Raw genomic sequence first — 17,096 nt, 5'->3', positions numbered from 1 at the left:
ACATGTCGCCATGACAACCTTCGCTTCACTGACAGAGCCGTTTGGCCGCTGGCAAAGAGGCAAAGGTGAACGTGAGGGAGTTCACAGAACTGCGCAAAACCCCCGGTGTCACTGGTTGCCGCAGGATGTGACATTTGCCGCATTCCACGCAGTTCGCCGGCGGATTCTTGAAAATCGTGCCGTTTTTGCTCGATTTGCTGCCGAAAATTCAAGGTGGGTTGTTCTTGCTGTTCACTACTATCAGGGGACGCAAACAGGGTGGAGGGTATGACGATGACCAAATTACACGGATTTGATTTCTTCCCTTCAGGACAGGCCAGCGTGGCCATTGAGCCGCGCAAACCGCAGATTGAATTTCCCGAGCACGATCATGATTTCTATGAAATTGTGATTGTCGAACAGGGCACCGGCACTCATATTTTTAACGGCCAGCCATATACCCTGAGCGGCGGCTCGGTCTGCTTTGTGCGCGACAGCGATCGTCACCTGTATGAACATGCGGGTAACCTGCACCTCACCAATGTGCTGTTCCGCTCCCCGGACGATTTCTGCTTTTTGTCCGGGCTGGAGAAACTGCTGCCCCGGGAGCAGGACGGTCATTACCCGTGCCACTGGCGCATCAGCCAGGGGGTGATGCAGCAGGTCCGCTATCTGGTGGAACAACTGGAGGCGCCTCTGGAGAGCAGCGAACCGGGCGCTGTCGCGCTGCGCGAGATCTTGTTTATGCAACTGCTGGTTCTGTTGCGCAAAGGCGGGCTGGCGGAAGGGCCGGAGGAGGACGGCGGCCGCCTGAATCACCTGCTCGCCTGGCTGGAAGAGAATTTTGCCGAAGCGATCTGCTGGGAGGCGCTGGCGGAACGTTTTTCGCTGTCGCTGCGTACCCTGCACCGCCAGTTAAAACAGCAAACCGGCCTGACTCCCCAGCGCTACCTGAACCGTCTGCGGCTGGGCAAAGCGCACCATCTGCTGCGCCACAGCGACGCCAGCGTGACGGAGATTGCCTTTCAGTGCGGTTTTGGCGACAGCAACCACTTTTCCACGCTGTTCAGGCGCGAATACGCCTGGTCGCCGCGCGATGTGCGCCTGCGCCGCGATGCCCGGCTACAGTAACGCGAGGGGCATCAACGTTTTACCTGTGCCAATAACCAATAATGGACGGTTACTGGCACAGGAGGGCATATGACAGAGCGGCTTATTCTGCGTAAAGCGGATTTTTTTGCCTCGGCCAGCCAGCCGGTCGCGGTGGAGGTGCGCTATCCACAGAGCGTTTTCGCGCAGCATACCCATGACTTCTGCGAACTGGTGCTGGTATGGCGCGGCAACGGTCTGCACGTGCTTAACGATCGTCCGTGGCGTATCACCCGCGGCGATTTATTTTATATTCGCGCCAGGGATCGCCACGGTTACGCCGCGGTCAACGATCTGGTGCTACAAAACATTCTCTACTGCCCGGAGCGGCTGACCTTTAACGTGGACTGGGCGGCGCTGCTTCCTGGCCTGCGGGACGGGCCGTTTCAGCCCAACTGGCGGCTGAGCAGCCAGGGCATGACCATGGCGCGCCAGTTGATTACTCAACTGGAGCAGGAAAGCAATAAGCGCGAACCGCTGGCGGATTGCCTGTGCGAAGCGCTGTTTTTGCAACTGGCCATCGTCCTGCAGCGCCATCGCTACGCGGCGGACAGCGCTGTCGCCCTCCCGGAATCCGGGGTGCTGGACGCGCTGATCGCCGCCCTCGCCAACAGCCGCGACAAACCCTTCGCCCTCGAACCGTTTTGCCTGCAGCATCAGTGCAGCGAAAGGGCGTTGCGCCAGCAATTCCGCAATCAGACCGGCATGACCATCGGCCACTATCTGCGCCAGTTGCGTATCTGTCACGCCCAGTATTTGTTGCAGCACAGCGATCTGCTGATTGGTGAGGTAGCCACTCGCTGCGGCTTTGAGGACAGTAACTATTTTTCGGTGGTATTTACCCGCGAGGCGGGGATGACGCCGAGTCAGTGGCGTCAGCATAGCGGGGAGCCGCCGCAGGAAACCGCGATGCCGGCGGCGGACATCGCGGTCCGGTGAAGACCCGGGGTTAGTTTGCCATCCCCAGCCCGACGATATTGGCGGCGATGATAATCACCACGCAGCCGATGCTCAGCACGCCGACCGGGCGCCGTCCTGCGTTGGTCCATTCGCGCAGCACCAGCCCTACCAGGCCGCCGCACAGGACATAGAAACTCATGTGCAGCATCCAGCTCATATAGCCGTATTCGGCGGGAATGCGCGCGTGGCCCCAGGCATAGAAGAAGAACTGCAGATACCACATCAGGCCGCCCAGCGCCGAGAGCAGCAGGTTAGTGATAATCAGCGATTTCGCCAGCGAGAAGTCGGCTTTGACGGACAGGGTGGGGACTTTCGCCAGGCGAATGAAACAGAAGCCGAGGTTAATCAGCGCGCCGCCGCCCATTATCACCACATAGCTGGGCAGCGCCACGTACAGCGGATCAACCCCCAGACGGGCCGCGGCTTCGTGCATCGGGCGGGCGGCATCCATAGCGAAGGACATACCGGCAGAGAAGATGCCGCACATCACCGCCAGAATCAGCCCTTTTTTCAGGTTGAACTCTTCCGCCTGAATGCCCATTTTGCGCTCTTTAAGCTGCCCGGCACGGGTGACAATCGCTACCCCAACCAGCGCCACGGCGACCCCGAGCAGCGTCATCCGGCCCCCGGGTGTCCCGATCAGCACATCGAATTTGCCGTTGAGAATCGGCGTCATCAGAGTACCGACAATCAGGGTGATACCGATGGCGATACCAATGCCCATCGACATACCCAGATAGCGCATGGTCAGGCCGTAGTTGATATTGCCTATCCCCCACATGGCGCCGAACAGAAATACCGGCAACAGGGTGGAGGCGCTGAAAGAACCATAGTAAGCCCAGAAATCCGGCAACAGGATGGCGCTGATGGTCCATGGCAGAATCAGCCAGGAAACAATGCCGCCGACGGACCACATGGTTTCCCATGACCAGCGTTGCACTTTCTTGAACGGGGCATAGAAACAGGCTGCACTGGCTGCACCTATCAAATGCCAAAAGATACCCATCGTAATCGCGTTACTCATTCTCATATCCTCTTTTTTATGGCATGGGCTGCAGCACAACCCATTGAGAACGAGTTTAAAAAGACTGGCAAAGGATAACCTTTGAACGACTGCCGCCAGAAGAGCGCGGCTGGCAAAAACGCCAGGAACACCCCGGGCGATATCACATTTTCCACATCCGGCTGATGGCGGGCTTAGCGCATTACGCGCTGAGGTCATAAAAAAAAGTTATATAACCGTCGGGCGTCGATGGCCGGCGGTGAATTGCCGACGCCATCCGGCGGACAGCCGCGGGTGTCGCGGGTTTACCCGCCAGACCCAGGGCGACGCGGCGCTTTTGATGGATACCCACACTAAAAACATGGCATTGATAAGCATTTTCAATATCATTTAATTAACTATAATGAACCAACTGCTTACGCGGCGTTAACACCTCTGCCGCCCGACAATCATGGAGATAAAGATTATGAGTTATACACTGCCATCGCTGCCTTATGCCTATGACGCCCTGGAACCGCATTTCGACAAGCTGACCATGGAAATCCATCACAGCAAACACCACCAGGCTTACGTCAATAATGCTAACGCGGCGCTGGAAAGCCTGCCGGAACTCGCCAGCCTGCCGGTTGAAGAGCTGATCGCTAAACTGGACCAGGTACCGGCGGACAAGAAAACCGCGCTGCGCAATAACGCCGGCGGCCACGCTAACCACAGCCTGTTCTGGAAAGGCCTGAAAAAAGGCACCACCCTGCAGGGCGACCTGAAAGCGGCCATTGAGCGCGATTTCGGTAGCGTGGAAAAATTCCAGGAAGAATTTGAAAAAGCGGCGGCTACCCGTTTCGGCTCCGGCTGGGCGTGGCTGGTGCTGAAAGGCGATAAATTGGCTGTGGTTTCCACCGCTAACCAGGACTCCCCGCTGATGGGCGAGGCTATCTCCGGCGCTTCTGGTTTCCCGATCCTCGGCCTTGATGTCTGGGAGCACGCTTACTACCTGAAGTTCCAGAACCGCCGTCCGGACTACATTAAAGAGTTCTGGAACGTGGTGAACTGGGACGAAGCGGCAGCGCGTTTCGCGGCGAAAAAATAACGTTCAACTCATCACAAAGCAGGAAAAACCACGCTTTTTCCTGCTTTGTCAGCCGACTGAGGCGGGCTTTGGCCCGCCTTTTTTATTGCTGCAGGCAGACGCGGGACTTCGTTGAGCGGGTGCCCGGCGCCGCTTATCGCGTGTATAGTGAGGCTATTGCGAACCACACGACACGCACTACAGGGAGCGGGAGATGCACTATCCTCTACAGGTTTATATCGGCAGTATTCGTGATTACCCGGGAAGCCGCCCCAGCGCTATCGCTAAACGCCAGGTGGAAGGGGAACTGACGCTGAGCGAACAGGGTCTGGAAGGCGATTGGCAGGCCGAGAAAAGTTTCCACGGCGGTCCGGACCGGGCGCTGTGTCACTATCCGCGCGAGCACTATGAATTCTGGGCCAGGGAGTACCCGCAGCAGGCCGATTTGTTCAGCCCGCCGGCGTTCGGCGAGAACCTCTCCACCTATGGCCTGATGGAGCAGGATGTATGCATCGGCGATATCTTCCGCTGGGGAGCGGCGCTGATTCAGGTAACCCAGCCGCGTTCGCCCTGCTTCAAGCTGAACTTCCATTTCGGGATCGCCGATTTTTCTGAACAGTTGCAAAACCACAGCCGCTGCGGCTGGCTGTATCGGGTGATCGCCGGCGGCAATGTCGCCACTGATACGCCGCTGGAACTGGTGTCCCGGACCAGCGATGTGACCGTGGCGCAGGCGATCGCCATTGCCTGGCATATGCCGTTTGATGATGAGCAATACCATCGTCTGCTGTCGGCGGCGGGGCTGTCGGTGAGTTGGACGCGCACTATGCAAAAGCGTCGGCTCAGCGGCCAGATTGAAGATAATACCCGGCGCCTGTATGGCCGGCGGTAGCGCTTAAGCCCGGTGGCGGAATAGCCGGAACGCAGAGTTGTCGCGTCTGATGCCGGGAGGCCGCGATTCCGGTTCCGGGTGCGCTATGCCGTTACCACCGAAATGCCCTGTTGCTGCAGGGTCTTCACCCAGACTTCATCCGTACCGCTCTCAACCACCACGGTATTCACCAGCGCCAGGTCGCCGATCATAAATGGCGATGCGCTGCCGATTTTTTCCGGGGAGGCCAGAACAATGGTTTCCGCGGCCCTGGCGGAAAATGCGCGTTTAATGCATGCCTCTTCGTAATCGCCGGTGGTCAGTCCCGCTTCGGTATGGATACCGGTGACGCCCATGAAAAACAGATCGGCGTGAATGCTGTTGATCCCCTCGATAGCCGCGGCGCCGACGGTAACGATAGAGTGCTTGTACAGCCGCCCGCCGATAAGAATGACATCAATGGCGGGGTGATCGACCAGGCCCAGCGCAATACCCGGACTGTGAGTCACCACAGTGATGTTGAGATCGGCCGGTAAGCAGGTAATCAATTCCGTGGTAGTTGTACCGCCATCAATAATCACCACCTGGCCGGGGGAGATCAGCTCCGCGCCTTTTTTGGCCAGAATCCGTTTCGCATCCGTTTTCACCTGCCGGCGCTCGGCAAATGTCGCCGTTGCCGACGAGGATGGCAGCGCCCCGCCATGGACGCGCTGTAAACGCCCCTCTGCCGCCAAATCCCGTAAATCACGGCGTATGGTGTCTTCAGAGACCTGAAAGCGGATACTGAGCGGTTTTGACAGGACCTGTCCTTCTGCGGCAAGGAGGTCAAGGATCATTTTTTTGCGCTGACTGGTGAGCATAGCGGTTTCCCTTTCTGCACGATAATGCTTGATGATGCATGAATGTGCGATCTATGATGATAACTCTAGCGGTTTTAGCGCTGTTTTACCAGCAAAACGTGCATGATCGCGCATTGGCGATGGCGGCGTTTTGCTCAGTGGCAGTTTCCTTATCGTATTGTTATTCAAGATATTGGGTGAAGACGTTATGTCCAGACAATTGATTTTAATCGCCGGGCCTTACCGCAGCGGCACCGATGGAAAACAAGAGTTGATTGACGCCAATCTGTCGCGACTGGAAGAGGCCGCGCTGGCGGTATACCAGCGTGGGCATGTTCCGGTGATTGGTGAATGGCTGGCATTGCCGCTGGCAAAAGCGGCGGGGTCTACCGCTATTGGCGATGAAATCAGTGAGTCGCTGCTCTATCCGGTCGCCCATCGCCTGATCGGCAAATGCGATGCCATCTACCGTATCGCCGGGGCGTCAAAAGGGGCGGATATGGATATTGAGGTGGCGCGGCAGCAAGGATTAGCGATCTACACCACCCTTGAGAGCATTCCTCAGGCTTAAGGCGGCAAGCAAATCGCCAGCGACCGCAGTCGGCTGGCGAAATCCGGCACATTGTCCGGGAAGAGGGGCGATTGGCGGATCAGAACTCGCTGCTGGCAAAGCCGGTCATGGCCTTAAGGCCCATTTCGCGGCCCAGCGCGGTCATTGGGTGTACGACCACCAGTCCGCGCACGCTTTTCTTCAGCTTGCCCATATCGGCCTGCTCTTTTTTGGTGATCTCGCGCCGGAAAGGCATTTGCAGCAGCTTTTGCGCCTCTTTGCTGAGTTTCCCGGCGCGTACGCCGCGCAGGCGCTCAATTTCGCTCTCCAGAGTGGCTTTCTCCTGCTCCAGCTCGGCGTATTTCTCTGCGTGTTCGACCAGCGACAGTGCGGCCTGCTGGTGTTTAATGGCGTCCAGGCGATCGCTGAGACGTTTGATTTCGTTTTTTTCGACTTCTTTCATGGTGATTTCTGGTTATTGCGGGAGATTAGGGGCAAGGATACACCATTCGCCCGGCGGGTGCGAAAACCGCTACTTCTGGAAGGCTTTTTTTAAGCCGATCGTTGAGATCAGCTCAGTCAGGGAGAGGACCATGGTAGAGCGTACCATTTGCTGGTAGCGCTGCTTCTGCATCGCCAGCAATTCCGCATCGCCGTCGTCGACCGGCTGGGGACCCGGCGGCAGCGCGCTGACGCAGTGCAGTTCGCCGAACGGGCCGAGGATTTCATCATCGGTAAAGCCATATTCGTTACCGTCGTGATTCAGCTCTTCGCGCAGCGCCATCAGCAATTCGCAATCTTCATATTCGCCGCGGCTCAGTACGCCCAGGCCATAAATCAGTTTCAGGCGCACGGAAAGATCGCCCAGCGGCCCGTCGCCGTGCAGCAGAGGCTCCACCGCATATTTCACCGCGTAGTCATCTTTGCGGAATACCTGGATAACCAGCCGGTTCACCGCTTCGGTAATTAACTCCACCGCGGCGATAAGCAGACCCCGGACAGTGTGGCCGGCATTCAGGCGCTCAAGCACACGGTTTTCAAAGGCCTGTGTTTCTTCCATTTTTGCCTGCATATCTGACAATCGGGTTAGGGGCGCGGTTTCCCGCGCCGTGTCTGGTTACTCGCCGGCGTGATAAGCGCGAACCGCTTCGGCCACCACCTCGCTGTTGGCGTCGAGGCCGGAAATCTGCGCCAGCGCATCCCGGGGGCCTTTATCAGCAATCAGTTGCGCCAGTTCCCGGGCCTGCGGGTCTTCCTCGCTGCGGTAGTGCATGGCGGCAGCGATACCCAGCACCAGGTTATGGTGCGGCAGACCGTATTCCAGAGTGCCGAGCAGCGGTTTGATCAGACGGTCGCCGGCGCTCAGTTTGCGCAGCGGCTGGCGTCCGACGCGCTCCACGTCATCTTCCAGGTACGGGTTTTCGAAGCGTCCGAGGATTTTCCGGATGTAAGCGGCGTGTTTTTCCGGGTCGAATCCGTAGCGTTTGATCAGTACCGCGCCGCTCTCTTCCATCGCCCCTTGCACCACCGCGCGAATACTGCCGTCAATGATCGTGTCGCGAATCGTCCGGTGGCCGACCTGTTTGCCGAGGTAGGCGGTTATAGCATGCCCGGTGTTCAGGGTGAAGAGCTTACGTTCAACAAACGCCATCAGATTGTCGGTCAGCTCCATTCCGGGGATGGCCGGCGGCGCGCCGTTAAACTGGGTTTTATCGACAATCCACTCGCTGAACGTTTCCACGGTCACTTCCAGCGGGTCTCCGCTGGCGGACGCTGAGGGGGGAACGATGCGGTCGACGGCGGAATCGACGAAGCCGACGTGCCCCTCGACCCAGGCCTTATCTTCCGCCGCCAGGGCATTAAATACGTGGCCCTTCAACTGGGTGGTGCCGCGCACCATGTTTTCACAGGCGATAATGTTCAGCGGCTGCTCATTACCCCGGGCGCGGCGCAGCGCCAGCCCTTTGACGATGGTGGGCGCAATGCGTTCCAGCACCACCGGACCGACGGCGGTGGTGATCATATCCACCCCGGCAATCAGTTCCACCACCTCTTCGCCCACGCTACTCACCGCGTCGACGCCGGAAACGGTATCTACCTGCTCCTGTTCGCCCACCACGTGCACCTGGTAGCTGTGGCGGGCGTTTAACGCATCCAGCACCACCTGATTGACGTCGGCGAATGTTAAGGTGACGCCGGCGTCCGCCAGCAGTTTGCCGATAAATCCACGACCGATGTTACCTGCGCCGAAATGTAATGCTTTCATGTTGTGAACCTTCTCTGAATTAATGCACCCCTGGCGGGCTGGGGTGAGGGGAAAACGCGGATTCCCCTCACCCTAACCCTCTCCTGTCGGAGAGGGAGGGAAAGGCGGCCGTAACCGCCGGTGAATTACGCCGTCTTATTCGCGGACAGCAGGTCGAGCACTTCCTGAACGCTGGTGGTACTGGCCAGACGTTCGATGACCGACTCATCATCCAGCGCATTCGTCAGACTGGTGATGACCTGGATATGCTCGTTATTACGCGCCGCAATACCGATAACCAGCCGGGCGACTTCGTCCTCTTCTTCGCCGAAGCGCACGCCCTGCGGATACTGGCAGAATACCACGCCGGTTTTCAGCACCCGATCTTTGGCTTCCACGGTGCCGTGCGGTACGGCAATGGATTCGCCCAGATAGGTCGGGGTGAGTTTTTCCCGCTCCAGCATCGCATCGACATATTCCGGCTCAACGTAGCCGCCGTTCACCAGTTGTTCGCCGGCGAAGCGGATAGCCTCTTCTTTACTGGCGGCCTGACGGCCGAGGAAGATATTCTCCGCCCCCAGTTTGAACAGCGAGCCCTCGTCGAAGCTGTCTTTCAGGCTGTCGCGTACTTTGACTTCGTTCTCGTTGTGGCGCTGGGCGGCCACCAGACGCTCGGTCAGGCTGGTGTACAGGCCGCTGTCGAGGAAGTTGGTCAGCGAAATATGCTGGGCCTGCGGCACCTGGCGCATAGCGCGCTCGGTCAGATCGCGGTGAGTGATCACCAGGTCGACATCCGGCGGCAGATTGTTGATTGCGCTGTTGGTGACGGAAATCGTCGTCAAACCGGCGTCCTGTACTTTCTTGCGCAGTACCCCGGCGCCCATGGCGCTGGAGCCCATACCGGCATCGCAGGCGACAATGATTTTACGCACGTGGCTCAGGTCATTGCTGACATCGCCGGCGGACAGCGGCGTAGCCGCGCCTTTGGCGCCGGATTTCATGTCCTGCATCCGGCGGGTCGCCGCTTCCAGGTCCTCTTCTTCTTTGACTTTGCTGGTTTTCAGCAGCACCGCCGAAATAACAAAGGAGACCGCCATGGCGGCGACAATTGCCGCGATATTGGCGAAGTAGGCGCCTTTCGGCGTCATCGCCAGCACCGCGAGGATCGAACCCGGAGACGCCGGAGACACCAGGCCGCCGTTCAGCACGCTCAGGGTAAAGACGCCAGTCATACCGCCGAGGATAACGGCGATGATCAAACGCGGGTTCATCAGCACATACGGGAAGTAGATTTCGTGGATACCGCCCAGGAAGTGGATGATCGCCGCGCCGCCCGCAGATTGTTTCGCGTTGCCGCGGCCAAAGAACATATAGGCCAGCAGAACGCCCATCCCCGGGCCCGGGTTGGCTTCAATCAGGAAGAAGATTGACTTGCCGAGGTCGTGGGACTGCTGAATGCCCAGCGGCGAGAAGATACCGTGGTTAATGGCGTTGTTGAGGAACAGGATTTTCGCCGGTTCCACAAAGATGGAGGCCAGCGGCAACATGTCATGGGAAACCATGAAGTTAACGCCTGCCGCCAGCAGTTTAGACAACACTTCCACCGCCGGACCGATACCGAGAAACGCCAGTATCGCCAGAATCATCCCGATGATGCCGGCGGAGAAGTTATTCACCAGCATTTCAAAGCCGGACTTGATCTTGCCGTCGACCGCCGCGTCGAACTTCTTGATGCAGTAGCCGCCCAGCGGGCCGACAATCATTGAGCCGAGGAACATCGGCATATCGGAACCGACAATCACGCCCATGGTGGTAATCGCCCCCACCACGCCGCCGCGCTCGCCGCCGACCAGCCGTCCGCCGGTATAGCCAATCAGCAGCGGCAGCAGGTAAGAGATCATCGGGCCAACCAGCTTCGCCAGCGTTTCGTTCGGCCACCACCCTGTGGGAATAAATAACGCGGTGATGATCCCCCAGGCGATAAACGCGCCGATGTTGGGCATCACCATATTGCTGAGAAAACGACCAAAGCTTTGCACCTTGATCTTAATATCGGATGACATAAAACACCCCTTGTTGTTAACAGGCGCTGGAAGAGCCCGGACTGACTGTTATCGGCTCGTTAGCAACGCCGCCGATATCTTTCGTGTGATGCGAAATCTGGCACCGAAAAGGGCAACTGTCCAGTCAGGGGAATTTTATGTGATTTCAGTCACTAAATGATGGGGGTGGGGTGGCCTTATATGGTGATTGTTGTCACATAATTGTTGTGTAAAAAAACAACCACTGGCCGATTCTGGCGTTAAATACCGTTAAAATGTGAATTTAATCACGTTTTGATTTTTGGTTTATGTTTTTGTTGTGCGACTTTAATCACAAAATATTTTCAGCGCGCCAGCGAAATGTGCACGGGATCGCATGGGTTGTGCGAACGCAAGCGTAGCGGCGTAACTTTGTTACAGCGCCACGATTACGCCATTTCGCCAATCGTCTTGCGAAAACGCGTCAGCGCTACCAGGAAAAACGCGCCGCCAATGACCAGCAGGGTCAGGAACTGTGGCCAGACGATAGAAAAATCGGCGCCGCGATAGAGGATCGCCTGCGCCAGGCTGACAAAATGGGTGGTGGGCATGGTCAACATAATGTCCTGGACCAGTTGCGGCATACTTTCCCGCGGCGTCGATCCGCCGGAGAGCATTTGTAGCGGCAGCAGCACCAGAATCATCAGCAGCCCGAGCTGCGGCATAGAGCGCGCCACGGTGCCCATAAAGATGCCAATGGAGGTGGTGGCGAACAGGCTGAGGGCGACCCCCAGCATAAACAGCGGCACTGAGCCTTCAATCGGCACCTGCAACACCCCCTGGACCATCAACAGCAGAGACAGTCCGGAAACCACCAGTACCACCAGTCCCATCGACCAGACCTTGGCCATCATAATTTCAAACGGCGTGACCGGCATGACCAGCAGATGTTCGACGGTGCCATGTTCACGTTCGCGGATCAGCGCCGAGCCCGTCAGGACAATCGCCAGCATGGTGATGTTGTTGATAATTGCCATCACGGCGCCGAAACGCGCCTGCTCAAGGTTGGGGTTGAAGCGCATCCGTACCGCCAGCTCGACCGGCAGCACGCTGTTGTCCCGGTAGCGGGAGACGAAGCTGTTTACCTCGCCGGTCAGGATGTTCTGGATATAGCCGTTGCCGGTAAAGGCCTGGCTCATGCGGGTGGCGTCGACGTTGACCTGCAGGGCCGGCTGGCGGCCAGCCAGCACGTCGCGCTGAAAGTGGGGCGGAATATTCAGGGCGAAGGTGTAGCGCCCGGCGTCCAGCCCGGCATCCATTTCGTCGGCGTCGATCATTTCCGGCGGCAGAAACCACGGCTTATAGAAACTGTTAATGATGCGCGATGATAGCTGGGATTTATCCAGGTCGGCGATGGCGATAGGCGCCAGGTGTAGTGAGCCGGGCATTACCGTGGCGGATGAATAGACCGAGAGGGTAAAGGAGAAGATGATCAGCGCCAGCATCGCCTTATCCCCCAGCAGGCTGCGCAGCTCTTTGACCCCGAGGTTGTAGATATTGCGTAATCCGCGCATTCAGCCCTCCTGCTTTTTCAGTAACAGCACGCTGATGCCAATCACCACCGGCACCGCCGCCAGTAGCGGAAGAAACGATCCATACAGGTCGACGATATTCAGCGCTTTCGAGAAGGTACCCCGGGCGATGGTCAGAAAATGGCTGGTGGGGTAGATTTCGCCGATCCAGCGCCCCGGCCCTTCCAGCGATGCCACCGGGTCAATCATGCCGGAGAACTGGGTCGCGGGGATCAGCGTGATAATCGCGGTGCCGAAGATCGCCGCGATCTGGCTTTTCATAAAGGTGGAGATCAGCAGGCCCAGCCCGGTGGCGATGGCGACATACAGCAGCGCCGCCAGCGTCAGGGTCAGGAAACTGCCCTTATGGGGTACCCCGAACACAAACACCGACAGGGCGCACAGCAGGAAGAAGTTGAACATACCCAGCACGATATAGGGCAACTGCTTGCCGAGCAGAAACTCGCTGCGGGTGGTGGGGGTGACATACAGGTTGATGATTGAGCCCAGCTCTTTTTCGCGCACCACGCTCAGGGCGCTGAGCATGGCCGGAATCATCATCAGTAGCAGGGGGATCACCGCCGGGACAATCGCCGGCAGGCTCTTCACGTCCGGATTATAGCGGTAGCGGGTTTCGATGCTCATCGGCGCGGCGCTCCGTCCGGGAGCGCTCTGGCGGCCCGCCATCTCCTGCAGCCAGCTCTGGTGCATAGCCTGCACATAGCCGCGCACCGTTTCCGCCCGATTGGGCATCGCGCCATCCACCCAGGCGCCGATCTCCACCGGCGTGCCGCGGGCGATATCGCGCCCAAAATTGGGGGGAATTTCGATGGCCACCGCCAGTTCGCCATCGCGCATGCGCCGGTCCAGCTCGTCATAGCTATGCAGCGGCGGTTGCTCGATAAAATAGCGTGAGCCGGCCAGATTCAGCGTCCATGCCTGGCTGCTGACGGTCTGGTCGCGATCCAGCACCGCAAAACGCAGGTCTTCGACGTCCATGCTGATGCCGTAGCCCATGATAAACATCAGAATCACGGTGCCCAGCAATGCCAGGGTGGAGCGTACCGGGTCGCGGCGCAGTTCCAGCGCTTCGCGGCGGCTGTAGCTGAACAGGCGCCGCAGGCTGAAGGACTGGCGCGGCGCGCTGGTTGTCTGGTGCGTCTGCGCCAGCGCCGGCGGCGCGTCTTCAGCCGTTTCAGCGGCGTTCTGCTGGTCCGCCGCCTCCTGTAGCCAGGCGATAAACGCGCTTTCCAGATCCGGCGCCGCGCGCTGTTTCACCAGGTTTTGCGGCGTATCGCTGGCCAGTACCTTACCAGCGTGCATCAGGGAGATGCGATCGCAGCGTTCCGCTTCGTTCATAAAGTGGGTGGAGATAAAAATCGTCACCTGGTCCTGGCGCGACAGATCCACCATCAGTTGCCAGAACATATCGCGGGCTACCGGATCGACGCCGGAGGTGGGTTCGTCAAGGATCAGCATTTCCGGACGGTGAATTACCGCCACCGCCAGCGAAAGGCGCTGGCGAATACCCAACGGCAGAGATTCCGGCAGGATATCCTCTACCCCGGTCAGCATAAAACGCGCGCTCATTTCCGCCACTCTGGCGGGGATCTCCGCGTCCGGAATGTGGAACAGCCGGGCGTGCAGCTCAAGGTTCTGGCGTACCGTCAGCTCGCTGTACAGGGAAAACGCCTGCGACATGTAACCGACCCGACGGCGGGTCTCAATGTCTTTCGGATCCACCGGTTGGCCAAACAGCCACGCTTCCCCTTCGCTGGCCGGCAACAGCCCGGTGAGCATTTTCATGGTGGTGGATTTGCCGCAGCCGTTAGAGCCGAGAAACCCAAAGATTTCACCGCGCGGAATGCGAAAATTGACGTGATCCACCGCCACAAACTGACCGAAGCGCATGGTTAATCCGCGCGCTTCAATGGCTATCTCGTCCTGGCTGGCGTCGCGCGGCGGAATGACTACCGGCTTATGGGCCTCTCGCTGATCTTGCGGCAGCAGCGCGATAAAAGCCTCTTCCAGCGTCTGGCTCCCGGTCTGACCGCGCAGTTGCGCGGCGCTGCCGGTGGCCAGCACTTCGCCGGCGTTCATCGCCACCAGCCAGTCGAAGCGCTCAGCCTCTTCCATGTAGGCCGTGGCTACCAGCACGCTCATGTTGCTTTGCCGAACGCGGATGCGGTCGATCAGATCCCAGAACTGAGCCCGGGAAAGCGGGTCCACCCCGGTGGTGGGCTCATCCAGAATCAGCAGTTCCGGGTCGTGTATCAGGGCGCAGCACAGGCCGAGTTTCTGTTTCATGCCGCCGGAAAGTTTCCCTGCCGGCCGGTCGCGGAACGGCGCCAGGCCGGTGCTGTGCAGTAGCTCATTGATGCGCGATTCCCGCTCGGCTTTATCGTGGCCGAACAGGCGGCCGAAGAAATCGACATTTTCATACACCGACAGGGTGTGGTAGAGGTTCTTCCCCAGTCCCTGGGGCATCCAGGCGATACGCGGACAGACATCGCGCCGGTGACGCGGATCGCGCATATCCCCCCCCAGCACCAGCACATTCCCCTGTTCGATCGCCCGGGCGCCGGAAATCAGCGACAGCAGGCTGGATTTACCGACGCCGTCGGGACCTATCAGCCCGACCATACAGCGGGCAGGGATCTGCAGATGGATGTTATTCAGCGCCACCGTCGCGCCGTAATGCTGGCTGACCCCCTCAAGACGGGCCACCGGTGGCGATGTCTCCTGTCGGGGTTGCGTCATTGCGGTAACCTCACATCCAGTTCTTCAGGCCACGGGCGCTGGTTATCCAGTCGGACATAGGCCATGCCCGGCAGGCCGGTTTTGACATATTCCAGGTGTTGTTGCAGCAGTTCCGGGGGAATTCGCGCTTTTACCCGAAACATCAGTTTCAGGCGCTCATCGCTGGTTTCGACGGTTTTCGGGGTGAACTGGGCGACGCTGGCCACAAAGCTGATATTGGCCGGAATACGCAGCGACGGCGCGGCGTCGAGGACGATGCGCGCTTCACTGCCGATGGCCAGCAGCCCTGCCTGTTCGGTGGGCAGAAAGAATGTCATATAGACATCGCTGAGATCGACCATATTGAGCACCCGGCCGCCGGCGGAGAGCACTTCCCCCGGTTCGGCGACCCGGTACTGTACCCGGCCATCGCGGGGCGCTTTCAGCGAGCTGTCCTCGATATCCGCGGTAATACGCCGTTCGGTGGCCTGGGCCGCTTCGACCCGGGTTTGCGCCTGGATGATACTGGTGCGGGCGGCTTCAATCGCCGCTCTGGCGGCGGAGACCTGGGCTTTGGCGGATTCCATTGCCGCTCTGGCGCTTTCGGCGGCGGCCCGGTCATCGTCCAGTTGCTGTACGGATACCGCGCCGCGCTGAGAGAGGGACTGGGAACGCACATGGCGCCGCGACGCAGAGGTGAGCTCCGCCTCGCGCTGTTTTACCGTCGCTTCCGCGGCCCGGGTCTCGCTTTGCCGCTGATCCAGCAGGGCGTGAGCCGCGGCGACGGCGCTTTCCGCCTCTTTGATTTGCGCCAGGGCTTCCAGGCGTTGCTCATTCAACACCCGGGTGTCCATCTTCGCCAGTATCTGGCCCTGGCGGACAAACTCCCCTTCGGTCACCAGGATGGCGTCGATACGACCGGCGATTTTGGTGGCGATATCCACCTCGGTGGCCTCGATACGTCCGTTACTGCCGGCAAACCCTTCCGGGAGCCCTGGCGGGCGCAGCATCCACCAGGCCGCCGCGGCCGCCAGCGCCACAACGATAGTGATAAACCACCCCAGATGACGTTTGATTTTATCCATAGCTGACCCGCCGTAATCCCGGTTGCAAAAAACGCTGCGTGTCGTCACCCGCCGTTGAGTCTGTACTCAACGGTGTGTTATTCCTTCCGGGAAGGAGAAAGAATGTCGGGCGAAGGGCTTCGGGAAACGGGCGTCAGTCGGTGCCCGCCGCAGGGGAAAGAAGATAAGGGTGAGGTGTGAAGTTTGCTACTCATGTTGTCCTCATCAGCAATCCAGGCCCTTAATGGAACACGCACATTTATAGCTACTACCTATAGTTATAGTAACACCGGAATCTTCGATGTCCATGTAACGACTAAGGTTTTAGTGCTTCCGCACGGGGATTTCGGGCGATTGTCACCAGACAATGAGGACGACGTCATGAAACTGATCGGTAATTACACCTGCCCTTATGTCCGCAAAATCTCTGTGGTGCTGCTGGAAAAAGGGATCGTCTTCGAGTTCGTTAACCATATCGACAGTAATGGCGATACGGTGGCCGGGCGCTATAACCCGCTGGGCGATGTCCCCGTGCTGGTGATGGAAGACGGAGAAAGCTGGTTTGATTCCCGGGTGATCGCCGCCAGCCTTGAACAGTTAAATATCGCGCCATCGCTGGTTCCCCGCGAACCGCTGGCGGCGCTGAACGCGCAGCGCGTCGAAGCGCTGGCGGATGGCATTATTCGCGCCGCCGCCCGCCTGATGCAGGAACAGCAGCGCCCTGCCGGACAAGTGTCGGAACAGACTCTGGCCGCCGAGCGCGAGCGGATTCGCAATGGGCTGGACTGGCTGGAGGCGCAGGTCGTCGCCAGGACGGTCCGGGCGCAGCCGCTGGATGTTGGCGCGATTGCCGTTGGCTGCGCGATAGGCTACCTGAACCAGCACCGGCTGGCGCCCGGCTGGTGCGTGAACCGCCCGCAACTGGTCCGGCTGGCGGAGGCGCTGTTTCGCCGCGAGAGCTTCGCGCGCACCGAACCGCCTGCGACATGATCTCCCAGCGGGACAGGGGGGATATCCCCCTGTTACACTTGAGCTATTG

15 protein-coding genes are annotated in these 17,096 nt (G+C 59.0%); 6 read left to right on the top strand and 9 right to left on the bottom strand.

Annotated features, from left to right (window positions below):
• The first annotated feature begins 273 nt into the window (after nucleotides 1-273).
• A complete protein-coding gene (gene rhaS / locus AQ981_RS04530; RefSeq protein ID WP_058910763.1) occupies nucleotides 274-1,110 on the top strand; it encodes an HTH-type transcriptional activator RhaS in 837 nt (278 codons plus the stop codon).
• 69 nt (nucleotides 1,111-1,179) lie between these two features.
• On the top strand, nucleotides 1,180-2,067 hold the full coding sequence (rhaR, locus tag AQ981_RS04525) for an HTH-type transcriptional activator RhaR (protein WP_058910572.1): 888 nt from the start codon (nucleotides 1,180-1,182) through the stop codon (nucleotides 2,065-2,067).
• Between the two features lie 10 nt (nucleotides 2,068-2,077).
• Here rhaR and rhaT read toward each other — a convergent pair whose 3' ends face one another.
• Nucleotides 2,078-3,112, bottom strand: coding sequence for an L-rhamnose/proton symporter RhaT (gene rhaT / locus AQ981_RS04520; protein WP_058910571.1), 1,035 nt, complete (start codon nucleotides 3,110-3,112; stop codon nucleotides 2,078-2,080).
• Between the two features lie 445 nt (nucleotides 3,113-3,557).
• On the opposite strand from rhaT, the gene sodA reads away from it, so the two are divergent.
• Entirely contained in the window at nucleotides 3,558-4,178 is a 621-nt protein-coding gene (gene sodA, locus AQ981_RS04515; RefSeq protein WP_058910570.1) for a superoxide dismutase [Mn], read from the top strand.
• A 193-nt stretch (nucleotides 4,179-4,371) separates the two neighbouring features.
• Nucleotides 4,372-5,049: a 6-hydroxyaminopurine reductase gene (yiiM, locus tag AQ981_RS04510; protein WP_058910569.1), complete on the top strand. Its 678-nt coding sequence runs from the start codon at nucleotides 4,372-4,374 to the stop codon at nucleotides 5,047-5,049.
• A gap of 83 nt (nucleotides 5,050-5,132) precedes the next feature.
• Here yiiM and AQ981_RS04505 read toward each other — a convergent pair whose 3' ends face one another.
• Complete coding sequence (locus AQ981_RS04505) at nucleotides 5,133-5,888, bottom strand: DeoR/GlpR family DNA-binding transcription regulator (protein ID WP_058910568.1); 756 nt, start codon at nucleotides 5,886-5,888, stop codon at nucleotides 5,133-5,135.
• A 187-nt stretch (nucleotides 5,889-6,075) separates the two neighbouring features.
• On the opposite strand from AQ981_RS04505, the gene AQ981_RS04500 reads away from it, so the two are divergent.
• Nucleotides 6,076-6,438 carry a TIR domain-containing protein gene (locus tag AQ981_RS04500; protein ID WP_058910567.1) on the top strand — a complete coding sequence of 121 codons (363 nt, stop codon included), beginning with the start codon at nucleotides 6,076-6,078 and terminating at the stop codon, nucleotides 6,436-6,438.
• Nucleotides 6,439-6,517: 79 nt separating this feature from the next.
• Here the strand turns inward: AQ981_RS04500 and AQ981_RS04495 are convergent, their stop codons facing one another.
• From AQ981_RS04495 to AQ981_RS04465, 7 genes are all read right to left on the bottom strand, one after another.
• Nucleotides 6,518-6,880, bottom strand: a complete 363-nt coding sequence (locus AQ981_RS04495; RefSeq protein ID WP_058910566.1) for a YibL family ribosome-associated protein — start codon at nucleotides 6,878-6,880, stop codon at nucleotides 6,518-6,520.
• 69 nt (nucleotides 6,881-6,949) lie between these two features.
• Complete coding sequence (gene mtlR / locus AQ981_RS04490) at nucleotides 6,950-7,489, bottom strand: mannitol operon repressor MtlR (RefSeq protein WP_058910565.1); 540 nt, start codon at nucleotides 7,487-7,489, stop codon at nucleotides 6,950-6,952.
• A gap of 45 nt (nucleotides 7,490-7,534) precedes the next feature.
• Nucleotides 7,535-8,683 carry a mannitol-1-phosphate 5-dehydrogenase gene (mtlD, locus tag AQ981_RS04485; protein WP_058910564.1) on the bottom strand — a complete coding sequence of 383 codons (1,149 nt, stop codon included), beginning with the start codon at nucleotides 8,681-8,683 and terminating at the stop codon, nucleotides 7,535-7,537.
• A 125-nt stretch (nucleotides 8,684-8,808) separates the two neighbouring features.
• Complete coding sequence (locus AQ981_RS04480; RefSeq protein ID WP_058910563.1) at nucleotides 8,809-10,725, bottom strand: PTS mannitol transporter subunit IICBA; 1,917 nt, start codon at nucleotides 10,723-10,725, stop codon at nucleotides 8,809-8,811.
• Between the two features lie 407 nt (nucleotides 10,726-11,132).
• The gene (locus tag AQ981_RS04475; RefSeq protein WP_058910562.1) at nucleotides 11,133-12,257 is read right to left on the bottom strand and encodes an ABC transporter permease; all 1,125 of its coding nucleotides are present in this window, start codon (nucleotides 12,255-12,257) and stop codon (nucleotides 11,133-11,135) included.
• The gene (gene rbbA, locus AQ981_RS04470) at nucleotides 12,258-15,014 is read right to left on the bottom strand and encodes a ribosome-associated ATPase/putative transporter RbbA (RefSeq protein ID WP_058910561.1); all 2,757 of its coding nucleotides are present in this window, start codon (nucleotides 15,012-15,014) and stop codon (nucleotides 12,258-12,260) included.
• A complete protein-coding gene (locus tag AQ981_RS04465; RefSeq protein WP_058910560.1) occupies nucleotides 15,011-16,078 on the bottom strand; it encodes an HlyD family secretion protein in 1,068 nt (355 codons plus the stop codon). Before AQ981_RS04465 ends, rbbA begins: the two co-directional genes overlap by 4 nt.
• Nucleotides 16,079-16,438: 360 nt before the next feature.
• Between AQ981_RS04465 and AQ981_RS04460 the strand changes: the two genes are divergently transcribed.
• On the top strand, nucleotides 16,439-17,047 hold the full coding sequence (locus AQ981_RS04460; protein WP_058910559.1) for a glutathione S-transferase: 609 nt from the start codon (nucleotides 16,439-16,441) through the stop codon (nucleotides 17,045-17,047).
• The last annotated feature ends 49 nt before the right edge of the window (nucleotides 17,048-17,096 follow it).

This window comes from Entomohabitans teleogrylli (assembly GCF_001484765.1).
In the GTDB taxonomy this organism is placed as follows: Bacteria; Pseudomonadota; Gammaproteobacteria; order Enterobacterales; family Enterobacteriaceae; genus Entomohabitans; species Entomohabitans teleogrylli.
This window is presented reverse-complemented; position numbering and strand designations above follow the sequence as displayed.

What these genes read in the sequence shown, in the direction of transcription:
- AQ981_RS04460 (WP_058910559.1), top strand. Translation starts at nt 16,439, where the DNA reads ATGAAACTGATCGGTAATTACACCTGCCCTTATGTCCGCAAAATCTCT.
- AQ981_RS04475 (WP_058910562.1), bottom strand. Translation starts at nt 12,257, where the DNA reads ATGCGCGGATTACGCAATATCTACAACCTCGGGGTCAAAGAGCTGCGC.
- AQ981_RS04505 (WP_058910568.1), bottom strand. Translation starts at nt 5,888, where the DNA reads ATGCTCACCAGTCAGCGCAAAAAAATGATCCTTGACCTCCTTGCCGCA.
- mtlD (WP_058910564.1), bottom strand. Translation starts at nt 8,683, where the DNA reads ATGAAAGCATTACATTTCGGCGCAGGTAACATCGGTCGTGGATTTATC.
- mtlR (WP_058910565.1), bottom strand. Translation starts at nt 7,489, where the DNA reads ATGCAGGCAAAAATGGAAGAAACACAGGCCTTTGAAAACCGTGTGCTT.
- rhaS (WP_058910763.1), top strand. Translation starts at nt 274, where the DNA reads ATGACCAAATTACACGGATTTGATTTCTTCCCTTCAGGACAGGCCAGC.
- rbbA (WP_058910561.1), bottom strand. Translation starts at nt 15,014, where the DNA reads ATGACGCAACCCCGACAGGAGACATCGCCACCGGTGGCCCGTCTTGAG.
- AQ981_RS04480 (WP_058910563.1), bottom strand. Translation starts at nt 10,725, where the DNA reads ATGTCATCCGATATTAAGATCAAGGTGCAAAGCTTTGGTCGTTTTCTC.
- rhaT (WP_058910571.1), bottom strand. Translation starts at nt 3,112, where the DNA reads ATGAGTAACGCGATTACGATGGGTATCTTTTGGCATTTGATAGGTGCA.
- AQ981_RS04495 (WP_058910566.1), bottom strand. Translation starts at nt 6,880, where the DNA reads ATGAAAGAAGTCGAAAAAAACGAAATCAAACGTCTCAGCGATCGCCTG.
- yiiM (WP_058910569.1), top strand. Translation starts at nt 4,372, where the DNA reads ATGCACTATCCTCTACAGGTTTATATCGGCAGTATTCGTGATTACCCG.
- AQ981_RS04465 (WP_058910560.1), bottom strand. Translation starts at nt 16,078, where the DNA reads ATGGATAAAATCAAACGTCATCTGGGGTGGTTTATCACTATCGTTGTG.
- sodA (WP_058910570.1), top strand. Translation starts at nt 3,558, where the DNA reads ATGAGTTATACACTGCCATCGCTGCCTTATGCCTATGACGCCCTGGAA.
- AQ981_RS04500 (WP_058910567.1), top strand. Translation starts at nt 6,076, where the DNA reads ATGTCCAGACAATTGATTTTAATCGCCGGGCCTTACCGCAGCGGCACC.
- rhaR (WP_058910572.1), top strand. Translation starts at nt 1,180, where the DNA reads ATGACAGAGCGGCTTATTCTGCGTAAAGCGGATTTTTTTGCCTCGGCC.